The organism is Pontixanthobacter sp. CEM42, assembly GCF_017812015.1.
GTDB lineage: Bacteria > Pseudomonadota > Alphaproteobacteria > Sphingomonadales > Sphingomonadaceae > Pontixanthobacter.
This window is the reverse complement of sequence record NZ_JADQTN010000001.1, coordinates 279125-302356: the sequence shown is the minus strand read 5'-3', so window position 1 is coordinate 302356 and position 23232 is coordinate 279125. Positions and strand designations below refer to the sequence as shown.

The window sequence follows — 23232 nt, the reverse complement described above, 5'->3', positions numbered from 1 at the left end:
AGTAAGCCAAAACAGGCTGTTGGGGAATACAGGATTGGTTTGCACCGCATAGGCATTTGCTTTGCCGGTCAAACGCCGTAATTCGCTTCGCATGACAGACCAACTGACCATCGCATTTATCGGGCTCGGCGTAATGGGCGGACCCATGGCAGGACATCTGGCCGCGGCCGGACACCGTGTAATTGCCTACAACCGCACAGCTGCTCGCGCCGAAGCATGGCAGAGCGCGCAGACTGAGGCTGGCCGGAGCACCGATATCGCAGACACGCCCGCACAGGCAGCATCCGGTGTCGATATCGTGATCAGCTGTGTCGGCAATGATCAGGATATCGAGCAAGTTCTGACGGGCGATGATGGTGCGCTCAGCACAATGGCCGAAGGGACGTTGTTGATCGATCACACCACAATTTCCGCAAAGATGGCGCGCAGCATCGATGCCGCCTGCGCCGAACGCGGCATCGCGGCGATTGATGCACCGGTTTCTGGCGGGCAAGCAGGCGCAGAAAATGGCGCGCTCGCGGTCATGTGCGGTGGCACAACAGAAGCCTTCGCTCGCGCCGAACCTGTCATGCAGGCCTATGGCAAGCGGATCGTCCATGTCGGCGATGCCGGTGCGGGCCAAACTGCGAAGATGGCCAATCAGATGTGCATTGCGGGCGTACTCGGCGGGCTGAGCGAAGCGATCCGTTTGACACAAGCCTCCGGAATTGATTCAGACAAAGTGTTCGAAGCTATTTCCGGCGGTGCTGCGCAAAGCTGGCAGATGGAAAATCGCTGGCAGACGATGGTCAAAGACGAATTTGACTTCGGTTTTGCCGTCGACTGGATGCGCAAAGACTTGGCCTATGCGCTGGAGGAAGCGACACGTTTGGGCCTCGACAGTCCAGTTACCAAGCTGGTGGATGGTTTCTACGAGGACATCCAAGATATGGATGCTGGACGACAAGACACCAGCGCACTGATACGCAGATTACCACGATAATACCTACGGGATTGAACGCATGATCAAACACTTACTGACCACGCTGGCTGCCTCCGCTGCCGTCATCGCTACCCCCGCATTTGCCGACACATTGATCGACAATGTTCAAGGCATAGCGATTGGTGAAGACGGCAAGGTAGAACGCTTTGTTGCCCTGTGGGTGGATGATGACGGCCGGATCGCTCAGGTTCTGCAACGCGGTGATGAGAAGCCCGTCACCGACTATCGTTATGATGGTCAGGGCCGTTACCTCATTCCCGGACTGATCGACTCGCACTTACACGTGATGGGTATCGGTTTCGGCGCGTTGACGCTCGACCTGTCTGACACGAATTCGCTGGAAGAAGCACAGGCCAAGATCGCGGAATATGCAGCCGCCAATCCCGGCAGGCGCTGGATCTTGGGTCGCGGCTGGAACCAAGAAAAGTGGGGCCTAGGTCGTTTCCCGACTGCCGAGGAATTGGACGCCGTAGTTGCAGATCGTCCCGTGTGGCTGGACCGCGTCGATGGCCACGCAGGTTGGGCGAATAGCGCCGCAATGACACTTGCAGGAGTGGACGCGTCATCTGTCTCACCAACAGGCGGGCGGATCGAACGGGTGGCGGGCAGCGAAGCGCCTTCGGGCATATTTGTCGATAATGCCGCGCAGCTTGTGCAAAGCGCCGTCCCCGCTCCACGACCGGAAGATCGCGATTTGGCGCTGTCGAAAGCGCAGGACATTTTGCTATCATTCGGCATTACTGCAGCGGCAGATATGGGTACCACCATCGAAGACTGGCAGTCGTTCCGACGGGCAGGCGATGGCGGCTGGTTAAAAATGCGAATCATGTCTTATGCCGCCGGTGTTGAGGCGATGGAATTGATCGGCGGCCCGGGGCCGAGCCCATGGTTGTATGACGACAAGCTGCGTCTGAACGGCGTGAAGCTTTATCTCGATGGCGCACTCGGCTCTCGCGGAGCTTGGCTCAAAGAACCCTATGCCGATGATCCGGGCAATACCGGATTGCCGCTGCAAACCAGCGCGCAGTTGCGCAACCTTATGAGCCGCGCCGCGCTCGACAAGTTCCAGCTAGCGATCCATGCGATTGGCGACGCGGCCAATGCCGAGGTTCTCAACGCCATCGCTGACATGTCAGACACCTATGATGGAGATCGCCGTTGGCGGATAGAACACGCGCAAGTGGTCGATACTGCGGACATCGGTAAGTTTGCCAATCACGGCATTATCGCATCGATGCAGCCGGTCCATCAGATTTCCGACCGGGTAATGGCCGAAGCGCGGCTTGATCCGGCAAGGTTGGAAGGCGCCTATGCATGGCGGACAATTCTTGAAATAGGGGCACCGCTAGCCTTTGGGTCGGATGCGCCTGTCGAATCGCCTGACCCGTTTGCTAATATCGCAGCCGCTATTTCACGGACCGGACCAGATGGTCAGCCGTTCGGCGGATGGCGCCCCAAAGACGCTGTCAGCAGAGAGCAGGCACTCGCCGGATTCACGTCCGCCGGGGCTTATGCCGGGTTCGCTGAAGGCCGATTCGGAAAACTCGCAAAAGGCGAGCGAGCTGATTTCGTATTCATCGATCGCGATCCGATGCTCTCCTCACCCGAATCGATACGCGAAACGCTAGTGCTGGCAACTTGGGTTGGCGGGATTGAAGTCTACTCAGCCGATTGATCTATGCTGCACTGCACTCAAATCGTCGGCGACAAGCAACGGTTCGCCTGAAAATTCGTGTGTTTCTGGAACCTTAATAGAATTGAAACGATAATTGTGTATTGGATCGCGAGAGGTTGTCCGAGCAGTCGGGCAACTTGGTAGAATAGATCAAATAAGCAGTTTCCGATCACAATTGTGGTCACTAACAACCAGGATAAGTGTTACAATTCGGTAACATATCAGACATTCTGATACGAACTTTGGGGTTGCTTCCGTACATTGAATCCCCTAGTGAACCAGAGAGTTTGAACAGATTAGAGAGCTCTGAGGAGACGATTGAAATGAAGTTCCGTAACCTACTTGCTGCTACAGCGGCTGTTTCGCTGGCTGCATCGCCAGCCATCGCACAAAGTGCTGATGCTGACCGTGCTGCTGCACCAGTTACTGAAGAGAGCAATCTCGGCGGTGATTCGGGCGGCGCGGGCATCATCCTCGCTATTCTAGCTGCTGCAGCGATTATCGCAGGCATCATCATTGCCGGTGGTAACGAAGACGACGAGCCAACAAGCCCGTAACAACGTCTTAAGTTGAACAATTAGAGCGGGACTTTCGGGTCCCGCTTTTTTTGTGCGTGCTGCAAATTTGAAATGGCTGCCGAGCCGATCTTTCCCAAGAAGCACACCAAGTGATCCTCCAGACGAAGGACATCACTTATTGAGTGTTAGGCGCCGGTGGCTGGCTGTTCGCCCTTATCATCAGCTTTGTCTTGGCACCTGTTCTTGCGCTCGGTGATCCGCATGATGAGCAGTGATCCCTCAAAGAGCAGTAGCAATGGCACTGCCAAAATAAGCTGCGACCCCGGATCGGGCGGCGTCACAATCGCCGCCAGAGCAATCACACCGACGATGATATAGCGCCGCGCGCCTGCCAGCTGCTCGCGCGAAACAATGCCCGCCCGGTGCAGCAGCAACAACAGCACTGGCAGCAGGAAGCATATTCCGAATGCCAAAATGAACTGCATGACAAGGCCAAGATATTCATTGGCGGTCGGCAGTGCCTCTACCTCAAGCCCTCCAACTGCGCCTTCAAAGCCAAGGAACCAGGTGAATGCCGTCGGCATCACAATGTAATAGGCAAGTGCGGCCCCTGCGATAAATAACAGCGGTGTAGCCAGCAGAAACGGTAGGAAAGCTTTCTTCTCGTTCGCATAAAGGCCAGGCGCGACAAATGCCCATAATTGGTTCGCAATAAACGGAAAACTGATGCAGAATCCGGCAAACAAAGCGACCTTCAGCTCGACGAAGAACACTTCGTAGAGCTTAGTGAAGATGAGTTGCCCCTGCCCATCCGCAAACGCACCTTTCAGGGGCTGGATCAGAAAACCCAAAATCGGATCGGCGAAATAGAGGCACACACCAAACGCGACGAGCAGCGCCAAAACGCAGCGTACCAACCGCGCGCGCAGCTCGATCAGATGGTCGAGCAATGGAGCCTGAGTCTCATCTATATCGTCGATCCCGAGTGCCATGGCCTAAGGTTTCCCGTCAGAGTCGAGCGGCAACATCGGTTCATCGCTGGGCGTTTTCTTGGGCGGCGCAGCTTCGGCGTCTGGTTTCACATCCGCCATCAAGTCGGCGGGCTCGCCCTGCTGCTCATCGCCTGTCGGCATCGCCACATCCGCCTCGCTCTCTGGCAGTGGCCCCATCTCACCGGCAGGCGTTTCTGCCATGATCTTGGCGTTCTGCTCTTTCCACTTCTTCTCCATATCCTCCATCTCCGCCTCGCGGACGATGGAGTCGAAACCACTGCGGAATTGTGCGGAAGCGCGGCGCAGCTTGCCAACCCAGCGGCCAGCCACACGTAGCGCAGCGGGCATATCCTTAGGGCCGATGACGATGATCGCAACAACTACCACCATCAGCAATTCAAGGGCACCAATGTCGAACATATGCGGGCGGCGCCTTAGCGGGTTTTAGGAATTGTCGGCGGGCTTGGTGGCCTGATCTTCGGATTTGGCCTTCACATCTGCGGCTGGCGGTTCGATCTGACCGGCAGGTTTGCTCGGCGCCGAATCGGATTTTTCATCCTCGTTCATGCCCTTCTTGAAGCTGTTGATACCCTTACCGAAATCACCCATCATTTCGGATATGCGTCCACGTCCGAACAGGACGAGAATGACGATTGCAATGATAATGAGCTGCCAAGGGCCAAGCGACATGATGGGTTTCCGTTCTGGTATGAGCCAAAGGTTCTGGCCCAATATAGGGATTAAGACGGGGTAGCGCCAGCGCGACCCGATAAATCTGTTTCAGCGCTTTCCTTAGCGTCGGTTTCGGTCTCTTCCGGCGTAGCGCCCTCCTCGGATGCTTCATCTTCCTCATCCGGCGTCATCAGCGCATCGTAAGCATCATCGACGGGATCAAGCAGACCGGCAGCACGAAGCTCGTCGACACCAGGCAAATCACGCCGAGAGGCAAGGCCGAAGTGCTGAAGAAATTCAGGTGTCGTTGTATAAATCACAGGCCGCCCCGGTACTTCACGGCGACCGGCTATACGAACCCAGCCTGCTTCCATCAGCACATCGAGCGTCCCCTTGGCCGTCTGGACACCGCGAACCGATTCGATCTCGGCGCGGCTGACCGGCTCATGATAGGCGATAATCGCGAGAACCTCCGTCGCGGCGCGAGACAAGCGGCGCACCTGCTCACGCTCACGGCGCAGGAGATGCGCAAGGTCGGCTGCGGTTTGAAAATGCCATTTCTTGGAGCGCTCAACCAGATGAATGCCGCGCCCTTCGTAATGCGCGACCAAGCTTTGAACCGCAGCGCGTACCGAAGGAACGTCAGCGTCGCCAAGATGGCCTGCCAACGCCTCGACCGACATCGGCTCCTCAGTGGCAAACAACGTCGCCTCTACCGCCCGTTCGAGATCATCGACGGCGTTCTCAGGAGCATCCGAACTCATGCGCGCATCCGCCGCAATCGCATCGGACCAAAGATCTCATCCTGCGCTATTTCGGCCTTACCCATGCGTGCCAACTCCAGTGCCGCGACAAAGCTGGATGCCAGCGCAGACCGGCGCAAGCGCGGTTCAGCATGGGGCGGCAGAAACTCTTCCAACCGCATCCAATCCAGCGTTACACCAAGCATATTGGATACGCGGTCGAGAGCGCTTTCCAGCGTCATCACCGGTCGCTCGCGCACCATATGGATTGCCGGGGCCGTTCGCGCTTTGACCTGCCCATAGGCTTGGATCAGCCCGTACATATCGCAGCGCCACTGCGTCTTGCGGTCGATCCGCAAGCCTTCGGGCGATCCGCGCACAAACACATCGCGGCCAATCCGGTCGCCCGCCATCAGGCGTGCCGCCGATTCGCGCATTGCGCCAAGGCGTTGCAGGCGCAATTGCAGCTTCAGCGCCAATTCTTCGGGGCTTGGATCTTCCTGCTCTTCTTTAGGCAGGAGCATCGACGATTTCAGGTAAGCCAGCCATGCCGCCATCACCAGATAGTCCGCCGCCAGCTCCAACTTCAGAGCCTCTGCCTTTTCAATATAGTCGAGATATTGATCAACCAGCGACAGAATAGAAATCGCGCGCAGATCGACCTTTTGCCGCCGCGCCAGATCGAGCAACAGATCGAGCGGTCCTTCCCACCCGTCCAGCTCCAGATAGAGCGCAGTACCTTCGGTTTCCGCTGTGCCCGGCGCAATCCATTCCGAATCGGAACTAGCAACAGCCTCGGTGAACATCAGACCTTGCTGATCTTGGTCTTCTGTCTGCTTTTGCTCTTCAGTTGTATCACTCATGCGGCCACTCCTGTTATCGCGAGCAAAGCATCGCGATTGGCGAGCAGTTCAGCCTTATCGCCGCCCTCTTCCGCACTATCAGCAACCTTCAGTGCATTGTCCAACCGTACAGCGGTTTTTCCAGACATCGCCGGTAGCCGCTTCACGGTCTCTGTCATATCGTCAATCTTGGCCCAGCAATTGAGCACCACGTCGCAGCCTGCCGCAATGGCCTTTTCGGACCGTTCAGGAACAGTGCCATCAAGCGCCTGCATATCGATATCATCGGTCAGCAACAGGCCGTCAAAGCCGATCCGTTTGCGGATGATTTCTTCGATAATATAGGGGGATAGCGTGGCCGGTTGCTCTGCGTCCCATGCCGTGAACAGCAAGTGTCCGGTCATTCCGATAGGTGCGTGCGAAAGCGTTTTGAACGGCGCAATATCCCACTCCAACTCTTCATCGCTAACGGTAACTGTCGGCATTTCCTTGTGCGTATCGCACATGCTGCGGCCATGCCCCGGCATATGCTTGATACAGCCTGCCACGCCTGCCTTCGCCAGCCCGTCGAGAATGGCCCGACCAAGTGCAGCAACCTGCATCGGTTCACTACCCAGAGCACGATCACCGATTACATCATGCGCGCCAGCCTGCCGGACATCGAGCGGCGGATGATAATCGACCGAGATTCCCATCTCGGCCAATTCCAGCCCCATCGCATGCGCGTTGATACGAGCCGCTTCAATCGCGCTAGCAGGGGCAATTTGATAGAGTTTGTCGAATGCTTCGCCAGCCGGAAACGACGACCACAATGGCGGCCGCAAGCGAGCCACTCTGCCGCCTTCTTGATCGATCGACACCAGCAGCCGGTTCCGCCCGTGAATGTCGCGCAAGGAATCGGTCAGCGCCCGCAATTGTTCAGGCGTTTCGCAGTTCCTGCCGAACAGAATATAGCCGGCCGGATCGACCTCCTGAAAGAAGGCTCGCTCGTTATCGGTCAGGGTTGCTCCGGCGATGCCGAAGATTGCGGGTGTCATAGAGTGAAAATCGCAGCCTCACGCCCCATAGGCAAGCACGGTAGCGCTAAGCAGTGTGGAAAATCAGGGCTGTTCCGCAGCGAAACAGCCCCAAAACCAATAGCATTGGTCTAGTTCTTCACCTGACAAGCAATTCCGTCAGCTTTCAGCGCGTTGCATAGCTGCCTTGCGGCCGCTGCATCGCCAGCCACAGCTTGCAGGCGGAACACCGTCCCACCATCGACTTGACCCTCGACAACGCGGTATTTGAAGCCCTTCAAAGCCTGCGTTTGCCCGGTCAGTGTGCTCCACGCCTGCGTTGCGCCAGCTTTGGTACCAAACGCACCGACTTGCACGCCGACAGAGCTGCCCGCTTCTTCGCTCGAAGCGGCTTGATTTTCAGGTGTTGCGGCATCGATGCTCGGCTTCGGTGCATTGCCTTGGGCCAAGCGCGCTTCACGAGACAGGCCTTCGCCTACTTGCGGGGCAACATTGCCGGTACCCTCAAAGGTTTTACCACCGGCATCTTCGGGACGTACTTTAGCTGGGCCTTCCGGTGCCTCGATAGTGCTACCATCCGCTACCAACTCAGGATCTGGGCCGCGATTGCTGAAGAACCACACGGCACCGATCAGCAGTGCGAGCACCGCCAGTGACAACAGAACAAATCCGATAAAGCGCGTTGAATCAAAGCCTTCATCTTCATCATCATAATCGGATTCAAGCCATGGTAGCGACTCATCCTCGTCAACGAGAGACAGCTCCTCTGTCTCAATCGCGTCATCGTGGTCATTCACGTGGCCATTCTCTGGGACCATCATCATTACATCTCCTCGACGGCTTCAACCCCAAGCAAAGCCAGTCCATTTCGGATAACTTGCCCGATCTGTGCCGCGAGGAAAAGCCTTGCTCCGCTCAATTCAGCTTCCTGTGCCACGATGAACCGCTTTTCAGGCTTGTCATTGCCCAGATTCCAGTACGCATGAAACGCACCGGCAAGGTCATACAGGAAGAAGGCAATCCGGTGTGGCTCGCGCGCCTGAGCAGCGGCCTCTACTATCCGCGGGAACTGTGCAGCCTGTTTGACGAGACCGAGCTCTTCCTCACCAAGCAGTGCAATACCGCTGGCGGATGGCATCAGCCCTTCCGCCGCACCTTTGCGCAGCGTCGAGCTGATCCGCGCATGCGCATATTGCACATAGAACACAGGATTATCCTTCGACGCCTCAACCACTTTGGCGAAGTCAAATTCCATTTGGGCTTCTGGTTTACGGGTCAGCATTGTGAAACGGACGACGTCTTTGCCAACTTCATCGACCATTTCCGCGAGCGTGATGAAATTGCCCGAACGTTTGGACATTTTCAGCGGTTCACCGTCACGCATTAGCGCCACCATCTGGACCAGCTTCACGTCGAACGGGATTGTCTTACTCTCGCCCTCTGCCAGTGCAGCGACGGCCGCTTTGATACGCTTGACGGTACCAGCGTGATCGGCACCCCAAATATCGATCAGCGCATCAGCTTTTTCTGCCTTCTGCATGTGATAGGCGAGATCAGCACCGAAATAGGTCCATTTGCCATCCGATTTCTTGATTGGCCGGTCCTGATCGTCACCAAATTTGGTCGACCGGAACAACGGCAGCTCAACCGGCTCCCAATCCTCAGGCGGTGCCTTGCCTTTGGGGGCTTCGAGCACACCGTCATATACCAGATCATGCGAGCGCAACCATGCCTCAGCAGCTTCGGGTTTCCCTTCAGCCTGCAAGGTTGCTTCGGATGAGAAAAGATCGTGGTGGATGCCCATAAGAGCGAGGTCCGATTTGATCATTTCGATCATTGCCGCCACCGCTTTTTCGCGGAATAGCACCAACCATTCGCTCTCAGGCGCATCTTTGAATGTGTTGCCAAGTTCATCTGCCAGCGCTTTGCCGACCGGAACCAAATAATCGCCAGGATAGAGGCCTTCGGGAATAGCTCCGATATCGTCGCCCAGCGCCTCGCGGTACCGCAGATGTGCGGACCGCGCGAGCGTATCGACCTGGCTGCCAGCATCATTGACGTAATATTCGCGAACGACTTTGTGCCCGGCAAATTCGAGCAGTGATGACAGCGCATCGCCCACTACCGCACCGCGGCAATGGCCCATATGCATTGGGCCAGTCGGATTGGCGGAGACGTATTCGACATTGACTGTTGTGCCGGCACCCATGTCTGATTTGCCGTAATCGTCAGCCAGTTCGGCGATGGCCGCCAGCTCATTCTGCCAAGCCAGATCAGACAGCCGCAAATTGATGAAACCCGGACCCGCGATTGCGGCCTCAACAATGTCTGGATCAGCGGTGAGTTTTTCGACAATTTGCTCTGCCAGAGCGCGGGGATTGGTCTTGGCATGCTTTGCCAGAACCATCGCGGCGTTCGTCGCCAAATCGCCATGACTAGGGTCACGTGGAGGCTCAACCGCAACATTGGAGCGCGGCGTTTCGGGCGGCAACGCGCCATCCGCTTCCAATGCGCTCAGCACAGCATCGACTTTGGCCGCAAATGCGGCGTGAAGAGTGTTCATTTCAGACATCGTTTCAGACATGCCGCGCGCCTAGCCGAATTGGCCAGAATCGCAAGGGTAACCGCCCTATTGCGGGCCGGAACAGATGCGAAATTCGCGCGCTAACTAACGGGTGGCGTTATACGCCAGTTGGTTCTCGCTCAGCTGGAAACCGACCAGCAGTTCAAACGTCGCGCGATTCAGTGCCGCACGGACAACCGGGTCAGCCAGTGGATCAAGCGCCGCATCAGGATCACCAGCTTTGCGTCGTCGTGTGATGCGCTGTTTGATATCATCGGGCAGCGTTGCGGCAGCGCGGTTCACAAAGGCACCGGCGGATGCACTCGCCTGAGCGCGCTCTGCGCCATCGGCGAAGTTGAGCGTAATCGTACCGACGCGTTTGGCTTGCACAGCCGATCCGCCCTGCAGAACGGTCGAGAAATAGGGAAGCTGAACTTGCCGCGCACCGCGTGTGTCGGTGCGGCGAGCCAGGACGTCGAATTTCGCTTCCGAATACACGTTCTCGCCTGTCTCGTTGCAGGTGCTGCGCAGATTGGTGATCGCCGCAACCACATCGATCTGGTCAGCAGTGACCGTACCGGGTGTGCGGAACGTCGTAACATCGCCAGTATAGTCAGGAATTCCGACAGCCGGGCATGCTGTGCGCACGGCAGTCACGCCGACCCCTTGGCCAACGACCAACTCACCTTCGCGTGCGCAACCGGCAAGCGCCGCGGCCAGAACGACAACAGAAATAATCGGACGACGGAGTTTCATGCGGAATAAGTCCTTCAAATTCACATTCGGCTAGGCGTCATTGCCATTTTCGCCAGTTGCGGCCCTAGCGGCCCGTGCAGCAAAGCGCTAGAGGGCCGGATATGAATGCTCCCTTGCAACCTTCAAGTTCTGCTACGGCCAAGCCTGCAATAACGCTTTTAATCGCAGCCCCCAGGGGATTTTGCGCCGGAGTTGACCGCGCAATCGAGATCGTCGAACGCGCCCTCGAACGCTACGGTGCCCCGGTCTATGTCCGGCACGAGATCGTCCACAACAAATATGTCGTCGATGGCCTGCGCCAGAAAGGTGCGATCTTTGTCGAAGAACTGGACGAAGTGCCCGACAATGCACCGGTGGTGTTTAGCGCGCACGGTGTACCCAAGGCCGTCCCCCAAGAAGCCGAACGGCGCGGGCTCGACTATTTGGATGCGACTTGCCCTCTGGTGAGCAAAGTTCATCGGCAGGCTGAACGTCAATTGGAAGCCGACAGGCATATCGTGTTCGTTGGTCATCGCGGCCATCCCGAGGTGATCGGGACGATGGGCCAAGTGCCCGAACGCACGATGACGCTGGTCGAAACGGTCGAAGATGTTGCGGCGCTCGAATTTACCGACAACGATCCGCTGGCCTTCCTCACACAGACCACGCTTTCGGTCGATGACACCGCAGAAATCGTCGATGCGCTGAAGGCGAAGTTTCCGCATATCGTCGGACCCAAGGCGGAGGACATTTGCTATGCGACCTCCAATCGGCAAGCAGCGGTCAAACAGATCGCGCCAGGCAGTGATTTGGTGTTGGTGATCGGTGCAGGCAACAGTTCAAACTCGTTGCGGCTGGTTGAAGTGTCCGAGAAATGCGGGACCAACGCAAAGCTGATCCGCCGTGCTGCGGATATCGATCCCGCTTGGCTCGAGGGTGTTGGCACGTTGGGCCTTACCGCAGGTGCTTCCGCGCCTGAGGAATTGGTGCGCGAAGTGGTCGACAAGATCGCCGAATGGCGCGAGGTAGAAGAACACACTTTGGTCACAACCGAAGAGAAGATGGTCTTCAAACTCCCGCGCCAACTCACGCAATAGAACCTGACTCAAGATGGCCGTGTACACCCATCTCAGCGCAGAAACGCTCGACGAGCTGATCGCCGAATATGATGTTGGTAATCTGGTCTCGGCAAAGGGCATCGCCGAGGGAATTTCCAACAGCAATTGGCTGATCGAAACCACAGGTCAGAACGGCGCTGGCGCACGCTTTATCCTGACAATGTACGAATATCGGATCGACATCGAGCAGCTACCGTTCTTTCTGAACCTGCTCGATCATCTTGCGGCCAAAGGCTGTCCGGTGCCTGCAACGATCCACGATCGCGAAGGCAACGCCTATCGTGATCTGGATGGCAAAGCGGTGGCGTTGATTGAATTCCTGCCAGGCGTCTCCATCGATCACCCAACCGCCGAACAAGCCTTTGAAGTTGGCGCCGCGCTCGCACAAATCCAACTTGCTGCGGGCGACTTTTCAATGACGCGAACCAATGATCTGCGCCCGCCCGATTGGCAAGACTTGTTCGATCGGTGTGGGCCAGATTCCATTGCCGGAATTGACGCAGAATTGGCCGGCAGTATCGACACTTACCTTCCAACGCTGCTCAACGATTGGCCGCAGAACCTACCCATCGGGACAATTCACGCCGATCTGTTCCCTGACAATGTGCTGGTGCTCGGAAACTCGGTCAGCGGACTGATCGATTTCTACTTCGCTTGCACTGATTTTCTCGCTTACGATCTGGCCGTAGCGCATACCGCTTGGTGTTTCTCTGCTGACGGCAGTGAGTTTCGGCCTGACATCTCTACCGCACTGCTAAAAGGATACGCATCGAAGCGCACGCTTAGCAGTGAAGAGCAGGCCGCGCTTCCGCTGCTCGCCAAAGGCGCAGCGATGCGGTTTATCGCGACGCGCACCTATGATTGGCTGAATACTCCGGCAGAAGCGCTAGTGATGCGCAAAGATCCGATGGATTACGTCAAACGGTTGCTTCAATATGATGCAATGGGCAGCGAGGCCTTTGCTCCGCTTGGCTAAGCAGGCAGGTAACGACTTATGAAACGCGTTGAAATCTTCACGGATGGCGCCTGCAAGGGAAATCCCGGTCCGGGCGGATGGGGCGCGCTATTGCGGCTTGGCAAGCACGAGAAAGAGCTGTCGGGCTCCGATCCGGAAACAACCAATAACCGCATGGAACTGACCGCAGCCATCAAGGCATTGGAAGCGCTGACCGAGCCTTGCGAAGTCGATCTTCATTCTGACAGTAAATATGTCCTCGATGGGATCACCAAATGGGTGCACGGATGGAAGAAACGCGGCTGGAAAAATGCCAGCAAAAAGCCAGTTCGCAACGAAGATTTGTGGCACGAACTGATCGCCGCATCTGAGCCGCACACAATGCATTGGCACTGGGTGAAGGGCCATTCGGGGCACCCTGAGAATGAGCGCGTTGACCAACTTGCGAGCGATCAGGCGGATTCCGTCCGCTGATACAAAAGGGGCGCAGCCACCGGCCGCGCCCTTACTAGATTTCAGCTTGTCGCCGAATTACGAATTGTCGACTACATCGGCACCAGGACCGTTAGACTTGATCGAGTCGATTGCATTTTGAGCGCTCGACTTCGACGAATAGCCCTCGGTCGAGAACATGATTTCCGAGTTGTATTTGAAACGCACGCGGAATTCTCCGGCCTTGTCCTTGTAGATTTCGAAATGGTGACCCATGGGACTTTCTCCTTACGTGTTGTTGTTGGGTAGCACCCTAAAGGCTGACGCAGGAAAATCTACCCAAAGCGCCGTGGTGAATATTTTTTCGGGTCGATCCCGGCGAGTGGCGCTGGCATCGGCTGATTGAGCAGGATGGAAGCTGCAAGCTGAGCAGCAGCGGGTGCTGTTTGAATGCCGAAACCACCTTGTCCAGCAAACCAGAAGAAGTCCGTATCACGCGCATCGGTTCCATAAACCGGCAAACGGTCGGGCGCGAAACTGCGCAGCCCCGCCCATTTGGTTTCGACCCGCTCAACATCCAAACGTACTACCTGCTGCAGCCGGTCGATTGCAGCTGCGACCGCAAGCTCTTCCGGCGCTGCATCGCAGGCGGGCGATGGCTCTTCATCATGCGGACTCAGCCATAATCGACCGGATTCGGGCTTGAAATAGAAGTGCCCCGATATATCGAGCACCAATGGCTGCGTTTGCGATGGAGCCGGATTGGTCCGCAATTGCGCGACCGTGCGGCGATAAGGGGTGATACCCAACTTACCGCAACCAGCGATATCAGCCAGCTCATCAGCCCATGCTCCGGCGGCATTAATCAGCGTACTTGCCAGAAACTCCCGGCCATCGGCTGAGCGCAATTGCCAGCAGTCGCCTTTATGACCAGCCTGCGTGATCCTCGCTCTGACGGCTAGCTTTGCTCCACCAGCTTTCGCACGCGCCAGATAGAGCGCATGCAACGCGCCGACATCGATATCGCAGCATGCTGGTTCCCAAACCGCCTCGATCCATTCTTCGCGCAGGCCCGGTAGTTTTTTGATCATTTCGCCACGATCCAGGCGCTCAATGGTCGCCCCAGTGCCAGAGAATTCAGCAAGGAACCGGTCCACCTTAGCGCTATCTTGTGCACGGGCGATGTGGAGTGCGCCCCGCTGCGTCAGCAAATCGTGTTCTCGCAAGAAAGCGCCAGAAGCCAACGTCAGTGGAACGACATCGGGACCACCATAGCATTCGTCCCAGAATGCAGCGGAACGGCCAGTCGCATGATAACCGGGTTGATCTTCAGCCTCGATCATTAGAACGCTGGCGTGCGGCGAAAGCTCAGCCGCGAGGCTGGCCCCCGCCATCCCAGCCCCGACAATCGCAAAATCGTAGCGCGTCTCGCTCACGTCTTCGGCGCAGTCCTGTCCAGAAATTCGGCAATTCCATCCATGGCGCGGTCGCGGACTTCATCAACTTCGCGCAAAATCTCGTGATGCGCTTCTTTGCCGAAAGCGAGCAGTTCGCCATTCGGCAACCGTTCTGCAGCCTCCTTGATCGCTTTCATATCGACCAACTTGTCATTCGATATTCCGATCAGCAGCACCGGTGTATTAACGGCTTCTAACGCACCCGGCGCGAACATGGCCCCCATCGAGGCATAGCCGCGCTCCACCCAGCCCCAGCTGCCGGGTCCCATAACCAGTTCAGGCCGGTTTTCACGCCACCATAGTTCGTCGGCATAACGCTCTTTGTCATGAGTCAGAAGGTTGATCCGGCCAACGGGTATCTCTCCCGGCTTCTCGCTCCACTTCCACGCTTGGGTCGTGTCGCCCCGCAGGCGTTTGATCAACTTCGTTGCCCCGTGCATGAAAGATCGCGGCAAGACATTGCCGAAAAAACCTAACATCGGCGCAGACAGGAACATTGCATCGGGGGTTACCTGTCTTTCAACCAGACCACGCAGTACCAGATGGCCGCCCATGGAGTGGCCGGAAAGCACATGCGGTCCCGGTGTTGAGGCGATCCATTCTTTCCAGAATGCCGCCAGGTCATCGATCCAGATTGAATAATCGTCAATGTGACCGGTTATAGCATCGTCGCCGAGGCGGCCCGATCCGGCTTGCCCACGCCAATCGGCGGCAGTCACTTTCCAACCGGCCTCGTGCCATTGCTGCAGCGATTCCAGATATTTTTCGTAATTGTCGCCGCGCCCGGGAAAGAACAAGATCGAACCGCGTGCAGCCACGCCGCCTTTGGCATCGCCATTTACGCCCGGCCAATCGATCCGGCGGATTTGATGACCGTCGCTCGCGGACCAGGTGCTCTCAACAGCGGCAGCAGGAATAGCGCGCCGGTTGAACGCAGCATCTGAATGATCAGGGTTCACACCGGCTTGTTGTGGTTGGCTAATACCATCCTCCTGCGTTTGGTTACTATTTGGTAAGCACTCGGCTGTAGCACCGGTGCCCGAAGGTTACCTTTGGGGGCAATATGCTGGGCGAATATTTCCAATACGGACTGCTGGTTGCATTGGCAATCGCGCTGCTGATCGCGGCGTTCACTGACATTCGTCATCGTCATATCGATAATTGGCTGAACGGCGGGATTGCGCTGGGCGCACCTTTGTTCTGGTGGGCTAGCGGATTGTCGCTTTGGCCCGGTGTGGCCATTCAATTGGGCGTTGCGCTTGCTGCTTTCGTCGTCCTCGCCGGATTGTTCGCATTGCGCGCAATGGGCGGCGGTGACGTCAAACTTATTGCTGCACTCGCCTTGTGGATCCAGCCGGGCTGGTTCCTCGAGTTGCTCATAATCATGGCGATCGTTGGCGGCCTGCTGACCATTGTGATGGGCGCATGGCACGTGATGCGACGGCAAAAGGAGCGGCTCGCCATTCCATATGGCGTCGCGATCTCAACCGCGGGCCTGTGGGTCCTTTCAGTACATTATTATCCGAGCGCTTCTCAGGCGATCGGCGTCGGGTGAACCTGATTTTAACCATTCAGGTCGTAACGACGAGTTTCAACCAATGCCCGCAATCCCGTCGGGCGAAATAGGGGGCTAGATTAGCCATGGACAGGAAAAAGCTGGTTCTGTTGCTCGGAGCACTGATCATTGCGGTCGGCACTGCGCTTGCAGCACGGAGCATGTTCGCGGGGGCATCGGCTCCCGAAGCACAAGCCGCACCGGAACCACAAGGACCAAAGGTTCTGGTGGCACAGCGTGGGCTTAACGTCGGTACAATCATCACAGCTGACTCGATCGGTTATCAGATGTGGCCCGAAGAGCTTCTGCAAGACGCCTATTTCATCGACGGTGAATCTGACGTCACCCAGTTGCTCGGTACGGTTGTCCGTCATCCGATCACTGCAGGTGAGCCTGTTACACAAGGTTCGCTGGTTAAGCCCGGCGATCGCGGTTTCCTTGCTGCGGCCCTCGGCCCAGGCATGCGTGCTGTGACTGTTCCAGTGTCGGCGAAAACCGGTGTTGGCGGCTTTGTCTTCCCGGGTGACCGCGTGGACTTGGTCCTTACCCAAACGGTTAAAGGCGGCGAAGGCGAGCCTCTGCAGGCTTCCGAAACCATTCTTCGCAATCTGCGCGTTCTAGCAACCGATCAATCGACCACACAGGAAACAAACGACGCTGGTAAAACAGTCGTTCGCGCATTCCGGACAGTTACTTTGGAAGTGACCCCACGGATCGCAGAGAAAGTCGCAGTATCCCAAACTATCGGTACGCTTAGCCTGTCGCTGCGCTCGATCGCCGACAATCAAGGCGAGCTCGACAAGGCTATCGCATCTGGTGACGTCAAAGTTCCTGATGATGCGACGCCGGAAGAGGAAGAAGCCCTTCTGCGCAAAGCCATGTCGCGTCCGAACGACAAAGCGACAACCTTCGTAACCGGCGGTGATGTCTCCCGCTTCCAGCGCAGCAGCGTGCCGCAGAAGGCCGACAAGACCCCACCTGCGCCGCCCCGCATGGGCGTGCCAGCTGGCGCCAACAAAGGCCCGGTAAATCGCGGTCCGTCGGTCCGCGTCACTCGCGGCAAGAACACGACTGAAGTTCCAGTCGGTAATGGCCGCGCGGTTTCAAACAATGCCAAAGGTATGGTCGGTCAGACCCAACAAAGCATATCCCAAAATGCGCCGAAAATCCCGGTCGCAGGCGGCATAGTGCAGTGAGGTCCGTCATGAAAAGCACATCCACCACTCTCGACACTCAACCCAGGGGCAAGCCAATGAAACGCCGCCTTACTGCAACATTGCTGATGGCTGGAATGGCCTTGGCACCCTTAGTCGGGATTCCGGCTGGCACCGCCAATGCCCAATCCGTCGCCCGCCCTGCACAGGACATTGTTCTGTCGATTGGCAGCGGTAAATTGGTCACCGTGCCAGGCTCAATGGCTGATGTTTTCATCGCCGATGACGGTATTGCCGATGTCCAAGTCAAATCGCAGCGCCAGCTTTACGTATTTGGTAAAGCAGGCGGCGAGACCACGATTTACGCCAGCAACGCCGCCGGTGATATCGTCTGGTCTTCAAATATCCGTGTGGGTTCCAATATCGGCACTGTCGATCAAATGCTCACGCTGGCTATGCCTGACGCGAAAATCAATGTGGCAACGATGGGCACGAACACCGTTCTTTTGACCGGTATCGTGGCTGCTCCTGAAGATGCCGCTGAGGCAGAACGCCTTGTCGAAGCCTTTGTTGGCGACGATGCAAATGTTATCAGCCGCCTGAAAATGGCGACCCCACTGCAGGTTAATCTGCAAGTGAAATTTGCCGAAGTCAGCCGTTCGCTGGTTCGTGAGATCGGCGGCAATCTGTCGTCGATTGACGGCGGCAACGGTGTCAAATTCGGTATCGGTAACGGCCGGACCCTGTCTACCGGTGAGTATAGCACTGCTGGACCACTTGGTGTGGGCCCAGGTGTGGCGAATCCAGGTACGCAGGTCTTCAACCCACTCACTGGCGAAGTTGAAACCATCCTCGGCCCTGGTGTCGATACAACCAGCAGTGGCGCAACGATCGCCGGTTTTGGTCGTTTTCTTGGTCTTAACCTGCTGGGCGCACTCGATCTTGCGGAACGTAGCGGTCTTGTGACCACTCTTTCGCAACCGAACCTGACAGCACTTTCAGGCGAAACGGCCGAATTTCTGGCTGGCGGTGAGTTCCCGATCCCGATTTCACAGGGCCTCGGTGCAACCGCAGTCGAGTATCGCTCGTTCGGTGTCAGCCTGTCTTACACGCCGACCGTTCTGGCCAATGGCCGCATTTCGATGCGCGTCCGTCCGGAAGTTTCGGAACTATCGAGCCAAGGTGCTGTGACGCTGAACGGCTTCCAGATCCCGGCTCTGACAATTCGTCGGGCGGAAACAACCATTGAGCTCGGTTCCGGCCAGAGCTTCATGATTGCGGGTCTAATGTCGAACAACGCGCAAAATTCCATCGATAAGGCACCGGGCGTCGGTGACGTTCCAATCCTCGGTAATCTGTTCCGTTCCAAGTCGTTCCGCCGCGGTGAAACCGAACTTGTGATCGTGGTGACACCGTATTTGGTCAAACCGGTGAACGCGAACGACATCAAATTGCCAACCGACGCATTCCGCGCGGCCACCGAAGCGCAAAGCTTCCTTGGCTATCGTGAGAATGACGGTGTGACCGGCGGTTCGCGTCCAATGCCAACTGCGCGCGACAAAGATGCTCCACCGCCCGAAGTTTCGCGGATTGATCCGGCAGCAGTTCTGCCATCGAACGAACCGTCGAATCCGAAGCGTGCGGACAATAATGACAAGAACCGGAATAGCGAACGCAGCGCAAAAGCCGCCGCCGCTCCCGGCTTCAGCCTCAAGTGAGAAAGGTGAAGATGATGCCTATTGCAAATACTCGCAAACTAGCTGGCGTACTCGCCCTTTCTATCGGGCTTACGCTCGGTGCTTGTGGCGGCATGCCGACCAATCGCAGTCTTGAAAGTGTCAAGCAGCCGGTTGTCGAACGGACCAATTACACGCTCGACGTGCGTGCAGGAGTTGGCGGTCTTTCGATCCCTGAACAGCAACGTCTGTCGGGCTGGTTCGACGCCATGGATTTACGCTATGGTGACCGCGTTTCGATCGACGATCCGATGTCCAGCAGCGCAACACGTGAAGCTGTGTCGAAATTGGCTGGCCGTCACGGCATTCTGATCAATCAAGGCGCACCAGTAACCGCCGGTTACGTTGAGCCAGGTAATGTTCGGGTCGTGATCACACGGTCTAACGCATATGTCCCCGGTTGCCCTGACTGGTCGGCCAAGTCGGACATGAATTACAACAATGCCACCAGCCCCGGATATGGCTGCGCTACCAACGCCAATTTGGCGGCAATGGTCGCCAATCCGGAAGATCTGATCAAAGGTCAGGAAGGTACCGGTGAAACCATCGTATCGACTTCCAACAAGGCTATCGACAGTTACCGCAACCAAGCACCAACCGGTGAAGGCGGTCTCGCCCAAGGCGGAACCGGTGAAGGAGGATAAGTCATGAACGCTCCATGGAAACAAGGCGCAGCGGGTAACCGCGATCCTTTCGCCGCTTTCATTTGCGATGAAGCCGCTCTGGACGCTCTGCGCCCGGTCGTCATCGAAATGGGCTGGCAGCCCGAAAAATGCGCGAAAGGCGGCCTTCGTAACGCCGTCCAATCGCTCTCGGTTGCCGCAAGCCCGAACATCTTGATGGTCGATTTGTCGGAAAGCGGCGATCCGCTGAACGACATCAACGCTCTGGCTGAGGTTTGTGAGCCCGGAACTGTGGTGATCGCGGTTGGTCAGGTGAACGATGTTCGTCTGTACCGCGACCTACTCGCCAGCGGTATTCATGATTATCTGCTGAAGCCGCTTTCCGCGGGTCAACTCCGCGACTCGCTGAATCAGGCTCAAGCCGTATTCTCTGCACCGCGTGCAAGCGATCCTGAAGCAGCAAAGCGCCATATTTCCACGGCCGTCGTGGGAACACGCGGCGGGGTCGGCGCTTCGATGCTCGCGACATCACTGGCATGGCTGTTCAGTGACGAGCATGAGCTACCAACGGCTCTACTGGATCTCGACGTTCACTTCGGAACGGGCGCTCTCGCGCTCGATCTGGAGCCCGGCCGAGGTCTGACTGACGCTATCGATAACCCAAGCCGGATTGACGGTCTGTTTATCGAACGCGCCATGATCCGTGCCAATGACAATCTGGCGATTCTGTCGGCAGAAGCCCCGATCAACTCACCTTTGATGACCGATGGTTCGGCCTTCATCCAGCTGGAAGAAGAGTTCCGTCAGGCATTCGAAATGACCATGATCGACCTGCCGCGCAACATGCTGATCAACTTCCCGCACTTGCTGGCGGACGTCAATGTTGTGGTGTTGACCACTGAAATGACGCTGGCTTCGGCGCGCGATACGATCCGTATCCTGTCGTGGCTGAAAACCAATGCTGAGCACGCAACGCCTATCGTTGTGGCCAACAAAGTCCAGCCGGGCACTGCGGAAATCAGCAAAGCCGATTTCGAAGCATCAATCGAACGTAAGATCGATTTCACCGTTCCGTTCGACATTAAGGCTGCTGCCAATGCCGCGAAGCTTGGACAAACATTTGTCGATGCGAACAAATCGGCGAAGGCGACCAACGTCGTAAAACAGCTTGCCGAACGCATCCTTGGTGCGGTCGATGAGGACGCCGATGGTGAAGAGCCTGCCAAGAAATCGCTTCTCGGTAGCTTCGATCTTAAATCGCTTCTGCCGACGAAGAAAAGCAAGAACGTAGAGCCTGCAACGGCTTGATCGAGACGTTGAGCGGCTGCGGTCCCCAACCGGATCGCGGTCACCCAGAAACTTTTGCGAGCCACGGCCCGCGCGGATGTAGGAAAGGCAGACAAAGAGCATGGATATTCTTCAGCTCCTGCTAGTCGGAGGCGGGCTTATGGCCCTGATGGTGATCGGCTACACGCTGTTCGCAGGGCCATCTGCCGCCAAAGAAGGACAGCGCCGGCTTGAATCGCTCCGTTTTCGTCACTCGGAAAACACCGATACGAAAGTGGAATCGCAGTTCAAAAAGGCCATCGCCAACCGCAAGCCCATGCGCCACAAAGTTGCTGGCTCAGGCTCGCGGATTGACGCACTTGCAATTCGGCTCGACCGGACCGGCAAGGGCTGGTCGCTGTCGCAATATTTCTATTCATCGCTCGGTCTCGGCCTTGCCACAGCAGTATTGATCTATCTGCGTTCCGGAGCGCCGATGATGGCGCTCGGCATTGGCGCTGTCGTCGGCTTAGGATTCCCACATATGGTGGTGAATTTCTTCATCAAACGCCGAACAGCCCAGTTCAACGCTAAATTTCCCGATGCGATCGAATTGCTAGTCCGCGGACTTCGCTCGGGCCTACCGGTAACGGAAACACTCGCCGTAGTCGCGCAAGAACTGCCCGGCCCTGTCGGCGAAGAATTCAAAGGCATTGTTGAACGGATCAAGATTGGCCGAACAATGGAGGAATCTCTCCAGGACACGGCTGACCGCCTTGGCATTCCGGAATTCAACTTCTTCTGTATCACGCTCGCGATTCAGCGTGAGACCGGTGGTAACCTTGCGGAAACGCTATCCAACCTGTCCGACGTGCTGCGTAAGCGTATGCAAATGAAGCTGAAGATCAAAGCAATGAGCTCTGAATCGAAAGCCTCGGCCTATATCGTTGGCGCTCTGCCTTTCATCGTGTTCGGCATGATCTGGTGGATCAACCCGGGCTATCTCGGCGGCTTCTTCTCCGATGATCGCCTGATCGCAATCGGCCTTGGCGGAATGCTGTGGATGTCGATCGGCGCCTTCATCATGGCCAAAATGGTCAATTTCGAGATCTGAGCGAGGATAGATAGAACATGCTCAACCAAGCACCAGGACCAACTCTGCTCGGTTTCGACGTTATTCTCGTCGGGACGATCCTCGCAGGTGTCGCAGCGCTCGCCGTTGTTCTCGCGATTTATGCTGCCGTCACGGTCAAAGATCCGATGGCCAAGCGCGTCAAAGCACTCAATGACCGCCGCGACGAGCTGAAGGCCGGCATTGTCACATCAAGCGGCAAAAAACGCGCTAGTCTGATCCGCAAAACCGATCAGACCGAAAAGATGAAAGACCGGCTGGAGGGGATGAAAGTCCTTCAGGACAGCCAAGTCGCAATCATCCAGCAAAAGCTGGCCCATGCTGGTTACCGCAACAAAGAATTGGCGGTTATCGTCATTGCATTGCGCTTGGTTGCGCCGATCATTCTAGGCGGCCTCGGCTTCCTGTTTATCTATGTGATCGACTACTTCCCCGAATGGGGCAATATGAAGCGCCTTGGTGCGTTCTCAGCCTTGCTGTTTGCGGGCTACAAAGGTCCGGAGATCTATCTCTCGAACAAGTCCAAGAAGCGTACGGACCTGATCCGTAAGGGTCTGCCTGACGCGCTCGACCTTTTGGTTATTTGCGCCGAGGCTGGTCTCACAGTCGACGCCGCGTTCAACCGCGTAGCGAAGGAACTGGGCCGGGCCTATCCGGAACTGGGTGACGAATTTGCCCTTACCGCGATTGAGCTGTCCTTCCTGACCGACCGGAAGATGGCATTCGATAACCTCGCATACCGCGTTGATCTGGAATCGGTCCGCGGCGTGGTGACCACTATGGTTCAAACCGAGCGTTACGGTACACCGTTGGCATCGGCCCTGCGCGTTCTCTCAGCCGAATTCCGTAACGAGCGGATGATGCGCGCCGAGGAGAAAGCAGCACGTCTTCCAGCGATTATGACCATTCCGCTGATCCTGTTCATTCTACCTGTGTTGTTTGTTGTGATCTTGGGCCCTGCAGCCTGTTCGATCAGCGATGCCTTTGCAGACGGAACCCCGAGCTAAAACGCGCGGGAGTTCGTTGTAAAAACCAGAGCCGAGAGGCCCTTACTAACCACCGAGTT

Annotated in this window: 25 protein-coding genes; 13 read left to right on the top strand and 12 right to left on the bottom strand. The window is 56.8% G+C overall.

Going from position 1 to position 23232, the window contains the following annotated elements; all coding sequences use genetic code 11:
* Nucleotides 1–91 precede the first annotated feature (91 nt).
* The 3 genes from J9777_RS01365 to J9777_RS01355 all read left to right on the top strand — a co-directional run bounded on the left by J9777_RS01365 (nucleotide 92) and on the right by J9777_RS01355 (nucleotide 3214).
* A complete protein-coding gene (locus tag J9777_RS01365; RefSeq protein WP_209347007.1) occupies nucleotides 92–982 on the top strand; it encodes an NAD(P)-dependent oxidoreductase in 891 nt (296 codons plus the stop codon).
* Between the two features lie 19 nt (nucleotides 983–1001).
* Complete coding sequence (locus tag J9777_RS01360) at nucleotides 1002–2657, top strand: amidohydrolase (protein WP_209347006.1); 1656 nt, start codon at nucleotides 1002–1004, stop codon at nucleotides 2655–2657.
* 323 nt (nucleotides 2658–2980) lie between these two features.
* Nucleotides 2981–3214: a hypothetical protein gene (locus tag J9777_RS01355; protein ID WP_209347005.1), complete on the top strand. Its 234-nt coding sequence runs from the start codon at nucleotides 2981–2983 to the stop codon at nucleotides 3212–3214.
* 146 nt (nucleotides 3215–3360) lie between these two features.
* Here the strand turns inward: J9777_RS01355 and tatC are convergent, their stop codons facing one another.
* The 9 genes from tatC to J9777_RS01310 all read right to left on the bottom strand — a co-directional run bounded on the left by tatC (nucleotide 3361) and on the right by J9777_RS01310 (nucleotide 10759).
* Entirely contained in the window at nucleotides 3361–4167 is an 807-nt protein-coding gene (tatC, locus tag J9777_RS01350) for a twin-arginine translocase subunit TatC (protein WP_209347004.1), read from the bottom strand.
* Nucleotides 4168–4170: 3 nt separating this feature from the next.
* Entirely contained in the window at nucleotides 4171–4587 is a 417-nt protein-coding gene (gene tatB / locus J9777_RS01345; protein WP_209347003.1) for a Sec-independent protein translocase protein TatB, read from the bottom strand.
* Nucleotides 4588–4611: 24 nt separating this feature from the next.
* Nucleotides 4612–4857, bottom strand: coding sequence for a twin-arginine translocase TatA/TatE family subunit (gene tatA, locus J9777_RS01340; RefSeq protein WP_209347002.1), 246 nt, complete (start codon nucleotides 4855–4857; stop codon nucleotides 4612–4614).
* Nucleotides 4858–4907: 50 nt separating this feature from the next.
* Complete coding sequence (gene scpB / locus J9777_RS01335) at nucleotides 4908–5603, bottom strand: SMC-Scp complex subunit ScpB (protein WP_209347001.1); 696 nt, start codon at nucleotides 5601–5603, stop codon at nucleotides 4908–4910.
* Nucleotides 5600–6388, bottom strand: coding sequence for a ScpA family protein (locus J9777_RS01330; protein ID WP_209348553.1), 789 nt, complete (start codon nucleotides 6386–6388; stop codon nucleotides 5600–5602). Before J9777_RS01330 ends, scpB begins: the two co-directional genes overlap by 4 nt.
* A 53-nt stretch (nucleotides 6389–6441) precedes the next feature.
* On the bottom strand, nucleotides 6442–7461 hold the full coding sequence (gene nagZ / locus J9777_RS01325; RefSeq protein WP_209347000.1) for a beta-N-acetylhexosaminidase: 1020 nt from the start codon (nucleotides 7459–7461) through the stop codon (nucleotides 6442–6444).
* A 110-nt stretch (nucleotides 7462–7571) separates the two neighbouring features.
* Nucleotides 7572–8264: an SPOR domain-containing protein gene (locus J9777_RS01320; RefSeq protein ID WP_245228466.1), complete on the bottom strand. Its 693-nt coding sequence runs from the start codon at nucleotides 8262–8264 to the stop codon at nucleotides 7572–7574.
* Complete coding sequence (gene argS, locus J9777_RS01315) at nucleotides 8264–10012, bottom strand: arginine--tRNA ligase (RefSeq protein ID WP_209348551.1); 1749 nt, start codon at nucleotides 10010–10012, stop codon at nucleotides 8264–8266. The genes J9777_RS01320 and argS overlap by 1 nt, the downstream gene beginning before the upstream one ends.
* 96 nt (nucleotides 10013–10108) lie before the next feature.
* Nucleotides 10109–10759: a hypothetical protein gene (locus J9777_RS01310; protein WP_209346999.1), complete on the bottom strand. Its 651-nt coding sequence runs from the start codon at nucleotides 10757–10759 to the stop codon at nucleotides 10109–10111.
* Nucleotides 10760–10860: 101 nt separating this feature from the next.
* Here J9777_RS01310 and ispH point away from each other — a divergent pair, with 101 nt between their 5' ends.
* Genes ispH through rnhA form a run of 3 tightly spaced genes read left to right on the top strand, consistent with a single transcriptional unit; the run spans nucleotide 10861 to nucleotide 13285 of the window.
* On the top strand, nucleotides 10861–11835 hold the full coding sequence (gene ispH, locus J9777_RS01305; protein ID WP_209346998.1) for a 4-hydroxy-3-methylbut-2-enyl diphosphate reductase: 975 nt from the start codon (nucleotides 10861–10863) through the stop codon (nucleotides 11833–11835).
* 13 nt (nucleotides 11836–11848) lie between these two features.
* Entirely contained in the window at nucleotides 11849–12832 is a 984-nt protein-coding gene (thrB, locus tag J9777_RS01300) for a homoserine kinase (RefSeq protein WP_209346997.1), read from the top strand.
* A gap of 18 nt (nucleotides 12833–12850) precedes the next feature.
* Complete coding sequence (rnhA, locus tag J9777_RS01295) at nucleotides 12851–13285, top strand: ribonuclease HI (RefSeq protein ID WP_209346996.1); 435 nt, start codon at nucleotides 12851–12853, stop codon at nucleotides 13283–13285.
* Between the two features lie 57 nt (nucleotides 13286–13342).
* Here rnhA and J9777_RS01290 read toward each other — a convergent pair whose 3' ends face one another.
* From J9777_RS01290 to J9777_RS01280, 3 genes are read right to left on the bottom strand one after another with little or no spacing between them, the layout of a single operon-like run.
* Nucleotides 13343–13519 (bottom strand): YegP family protein, encoded by a 177-nt coding sequence (locus J9777_RS01290; RefSeq protein WP_209346995.1) that lies wholly within the window; start codon nucleotides 13517–13519, stop codon nucleotides 13343–13345.
* Nucleotides 13520–13578: 59 nt separating this feature from the next.
* Nucleotides 13579–14679, bottom strand: a complete 1101-nt coding sequence (locus J9777_RS01285) for an FAD-dependent oxidoreductase (protein WP_348631901.1) — start codon at nucleotides 14677–14679, stop codon at nucleotides 13579–13581.
* The gene (locus tag J9777_RS01280) at nucleotides 14676–15659 is read right to left on the bottom strand and encodes an alpha/beta hydrolase (RefSeq protein ID WP_209346994.1); all 984 of its coding nucleotides are present in this window, start codon (nucleotides 15657–15659) and stop codon (nucleotides 14676–14678) included. The genes J9777_RS01285 and J9777_RS01280 overlap by 4 nt, the downstream gene beginning before the upstream one ends.
* A 104-nt stretch (nucleotides 15660–15763) precedes the next feature.
* On the opposite strand from J9777_RS01280, the gene J9777_RS01275 reads away from it, so the two are divergent.
* The 7 genes from J9777_RS01275 (at nucleotide 15764) to J9777_RS01245 (ending at nucleotide 23173) form a co-directional block, all read left to right on the top strand.
* Nucleotides 15764–16255, top strand: coding sequence for a prepilin peptidase (locus J9777_RS01275; protein ID WP_209346993.1), 492 nt, complete (start codon nucleotides 15764–15766; stop codon nucleotides 16253–16255).
* Nucleotides 16256–16341: 86 nt separating this feature from the next.
* Nucleotides 16342–17451 carry a Flp pilus assembly protein CpaB gene (gene cpaB / locus J9777_RS01270; protein ID WP_209346992.1) on the top strand — a complete coding sequence of 370 codons (1110 nt, stop codon included), beginning with the start codon at nucleotides 16342–16344 and terminating at the stop codon, nucleotides 17449–17451.
* A gap of 56 nt (nucleotides 17452–17507) precedes the next feature.
* Entirely contained in the window at nucleotides 17508–19127 is a 1620-nt protein-coding gene (locus tag J9777_RS01265) for a type II and III secretion system protein family protein (RefSeq protein WP_209346991.1), read from the top strand.
* Between the two features lie 14 nt (nucleotides 19128–19141).
* Nucleotides 19142–19789 (top strand): CpaD family pilus assembly protein, encoded by a 648-nt coding sequence (locus J9777_RS01260; protein ID WP_209348549.1) that lies wholly within the window; start codon nucleotides 19142–19144, stop codon nucleotides 19787–19789.
* A gap of 3 nt (nucleotides 19790–19792) precedes the next feature.
* Nucleotides 19793–21076 (top strand): pilus assembly protein CpaE, encoded by a 1284-nt coding sequence (locus J9777_RS01255; RefSeq protein WP_209346990.1) that lies wholly within the window; start codon nucleotides 19793–19795, stop codon nucleotides 21074–21076.
* A 100-nt stretch (nucleotides 21077–21176) separates the two neighbouring features.
* The gene (locus J9777_RS01250) at nucleotides 21177–22148 is read left to right on the top strand and encodes a type II secretion system F family protein (RefSeq protein ID WP_209346989.1); all 972 of its coding nucleotides are present in this window, start codon (nucleotides 21177–21179) and stop codon (nucleotides 22146–22148) included.
* A gap of 17 nt (nucleotides 22149–22165) precedes the next feature.
* Nucleotides 22166–23173 carry a type II secretion system F family protein gene (locus J9777_RS01245; protein WP_209346988.1) on the top strand — a complete coding sequence of 336 codons (1008 nt, stop codon included), beginning with the start codon at nucleotides 22166–22168 and terminating at the stop codon, nucleotides 23171–23173.
* The last annotated feature ends 59 nt before the right edge of the window (nucleotides 23174–23232 follow it).

Bases quoted from the DNA above. Each gene is read 5' to 3' on its own strand.
- J9777_RS01365 (WP_209347007.1), top strand. From the start codon at position 92: ATGACAGACCAACTGACCATCGCATTTATCGGGCTCGGCGTAATGGGC.
- J9777_RS01360 (WP_209347006.1), top strand. From the start codon at position 1,002: ATGATCAAACACTTACTGACCACGCTGGCTGCCTCCGCTGCCGTCATC.
- J9777_RS01355 (WP_209347005.1), top strand. From the start codon at position 2,981: ATGAAGTTCCGTAACCTACTTGCTGCTACAGCGGCTGTTTCGCTGGCT.
- tatC (WP_209347004.1), bottom strand. From the start codon at position 4,167: ATGGCACTCGGGATCGACGATATAGATGAGACTCAGGCTCCATTGCTC.
- tatB (WP_209347003.1), bottom strand. From the start codon at position 4,587: ATGTTCGACATTGGTGCCCTTGAATTGCTGATGGTGGTAGTTGTTGCG.
- tatA (WP_209347002.1), bottom strand. From the start codon at position 4,857: ATGTCGCTTGGCCCTTGGCAGCTCATTATCATTGCAATCGTCATTCTC.
- scpB (WP_209347001.1), bottom strand. From the start codon at position 5,603: ATGAGTTCGGATGCTCCTGAGAACGCCGTCGATGATCTCGAACGGGCG.
- J9777_RS01330 (WP_209348553.1), bottom strand. From the start codon at position 6,388: ATGTTCACCGAGGCTGTTGCTAGTTCCGATTCGGAATGGATTGCGCCG.
- nagZ (WP_209347000.1), bottom strand. From the start codon at position 7,461: ATGACACCCGCAATCTTCGGCATCGCCGGAGCAACCCTGACCGATAAC.
- J9777_RS01320 (WP_245228466.1), bottom strand. From the start codon at position 8,264: ATGATGATGGTCCCAGAGAATGGCCACGTGAATGACCACGATGACGCG.
- argS (WP_209348551.1), bottom strand. From the start codon at position 10,012: ATGTCTGAAATGAACACTCTTCACGCCGCATTTGCGGCCAAAGTCGAT.
- J9777_RS01310 (WP_209346999.1), bottom strand. From the start codon at position 10,759: ATGAAACTCCGTCGTCCGATTATTTCTGTTGTCGTTCTGGCCGCGGCG.
- ispH (WP_209346998.1), top strand. From the start codon at position 10,861: ATGAATGCTCCCTTGCAACCTTCAAGTTCTGCTACGGCCAAGCCTGCA.
- thrB (WP_209346997.1), top strand. From the start codon at position 11,849: ATGGCCGTGTACACCCATCTCAGCGCAGAAACGCTCGACGAGCTGATC.
- rnhA (WP_209346996.1), top strand. From the start codon at position 12,851: ATGAAACGCGTTGAAATCTTCACGGATGGCGCCTGCAAGGGAAATCCC.
- J9777_RS01290 (WP_209346995.1), bottom strand. From the start codon at position 13,519: ATGGGTCACCATTTCGAAATCTACAAGGACAAGGCCGGAGAATTCCGC.
- J9777_RS01275 (WP_209346993.1), top strand. From the start codon at position 15,764: ATGCTGGGCGAATATTTCCAATACGGACTGCTGGTTGCATTGGCAATC.
- cpaB (WP_209346992.1), top strand. From the start codon at position 16,342: ATGGACAGGAAAAAGCTGGTTCTGTTGCTCGGAGCACTGATCATTGCG.
- J9777_RS01265 (WP_209346991.1), top strand. From the start codon at position 17,508: ATGAAACGCCGCCTTACTGCAACATTGCTGATGGCTGGAATGGCCTTG.
- J9777_RS01260 (WP_209348549.1), top strand. From the start codon at position 19,142: ATGCCTATTGCAAATACTCGCAAACTAGCTGGCGTACTCGCCCTTTCT.
- J9777_RS01255 (WP_209346990.1), top strand. From the start codon at position 19,793: ATGAACGCTCCATGGAAACAAGGCGCAGCGGGTAACCGCGATCCTTTC.
- J9777_RS01250 (WP_209346989.1), top strand. From the start codon at position 21,177: ATGGATATTCTTCAGCTCCTGCTAGTCGGAGGCGGGCTTATGGCCCTG.
- J9777_RS01245 (WP_209346988.1), top strand. From the start codon at position 22,166: ATGCTCAACCAAGCACCAGGACCAACTCTGCTCGGTTTCGACGTTATT.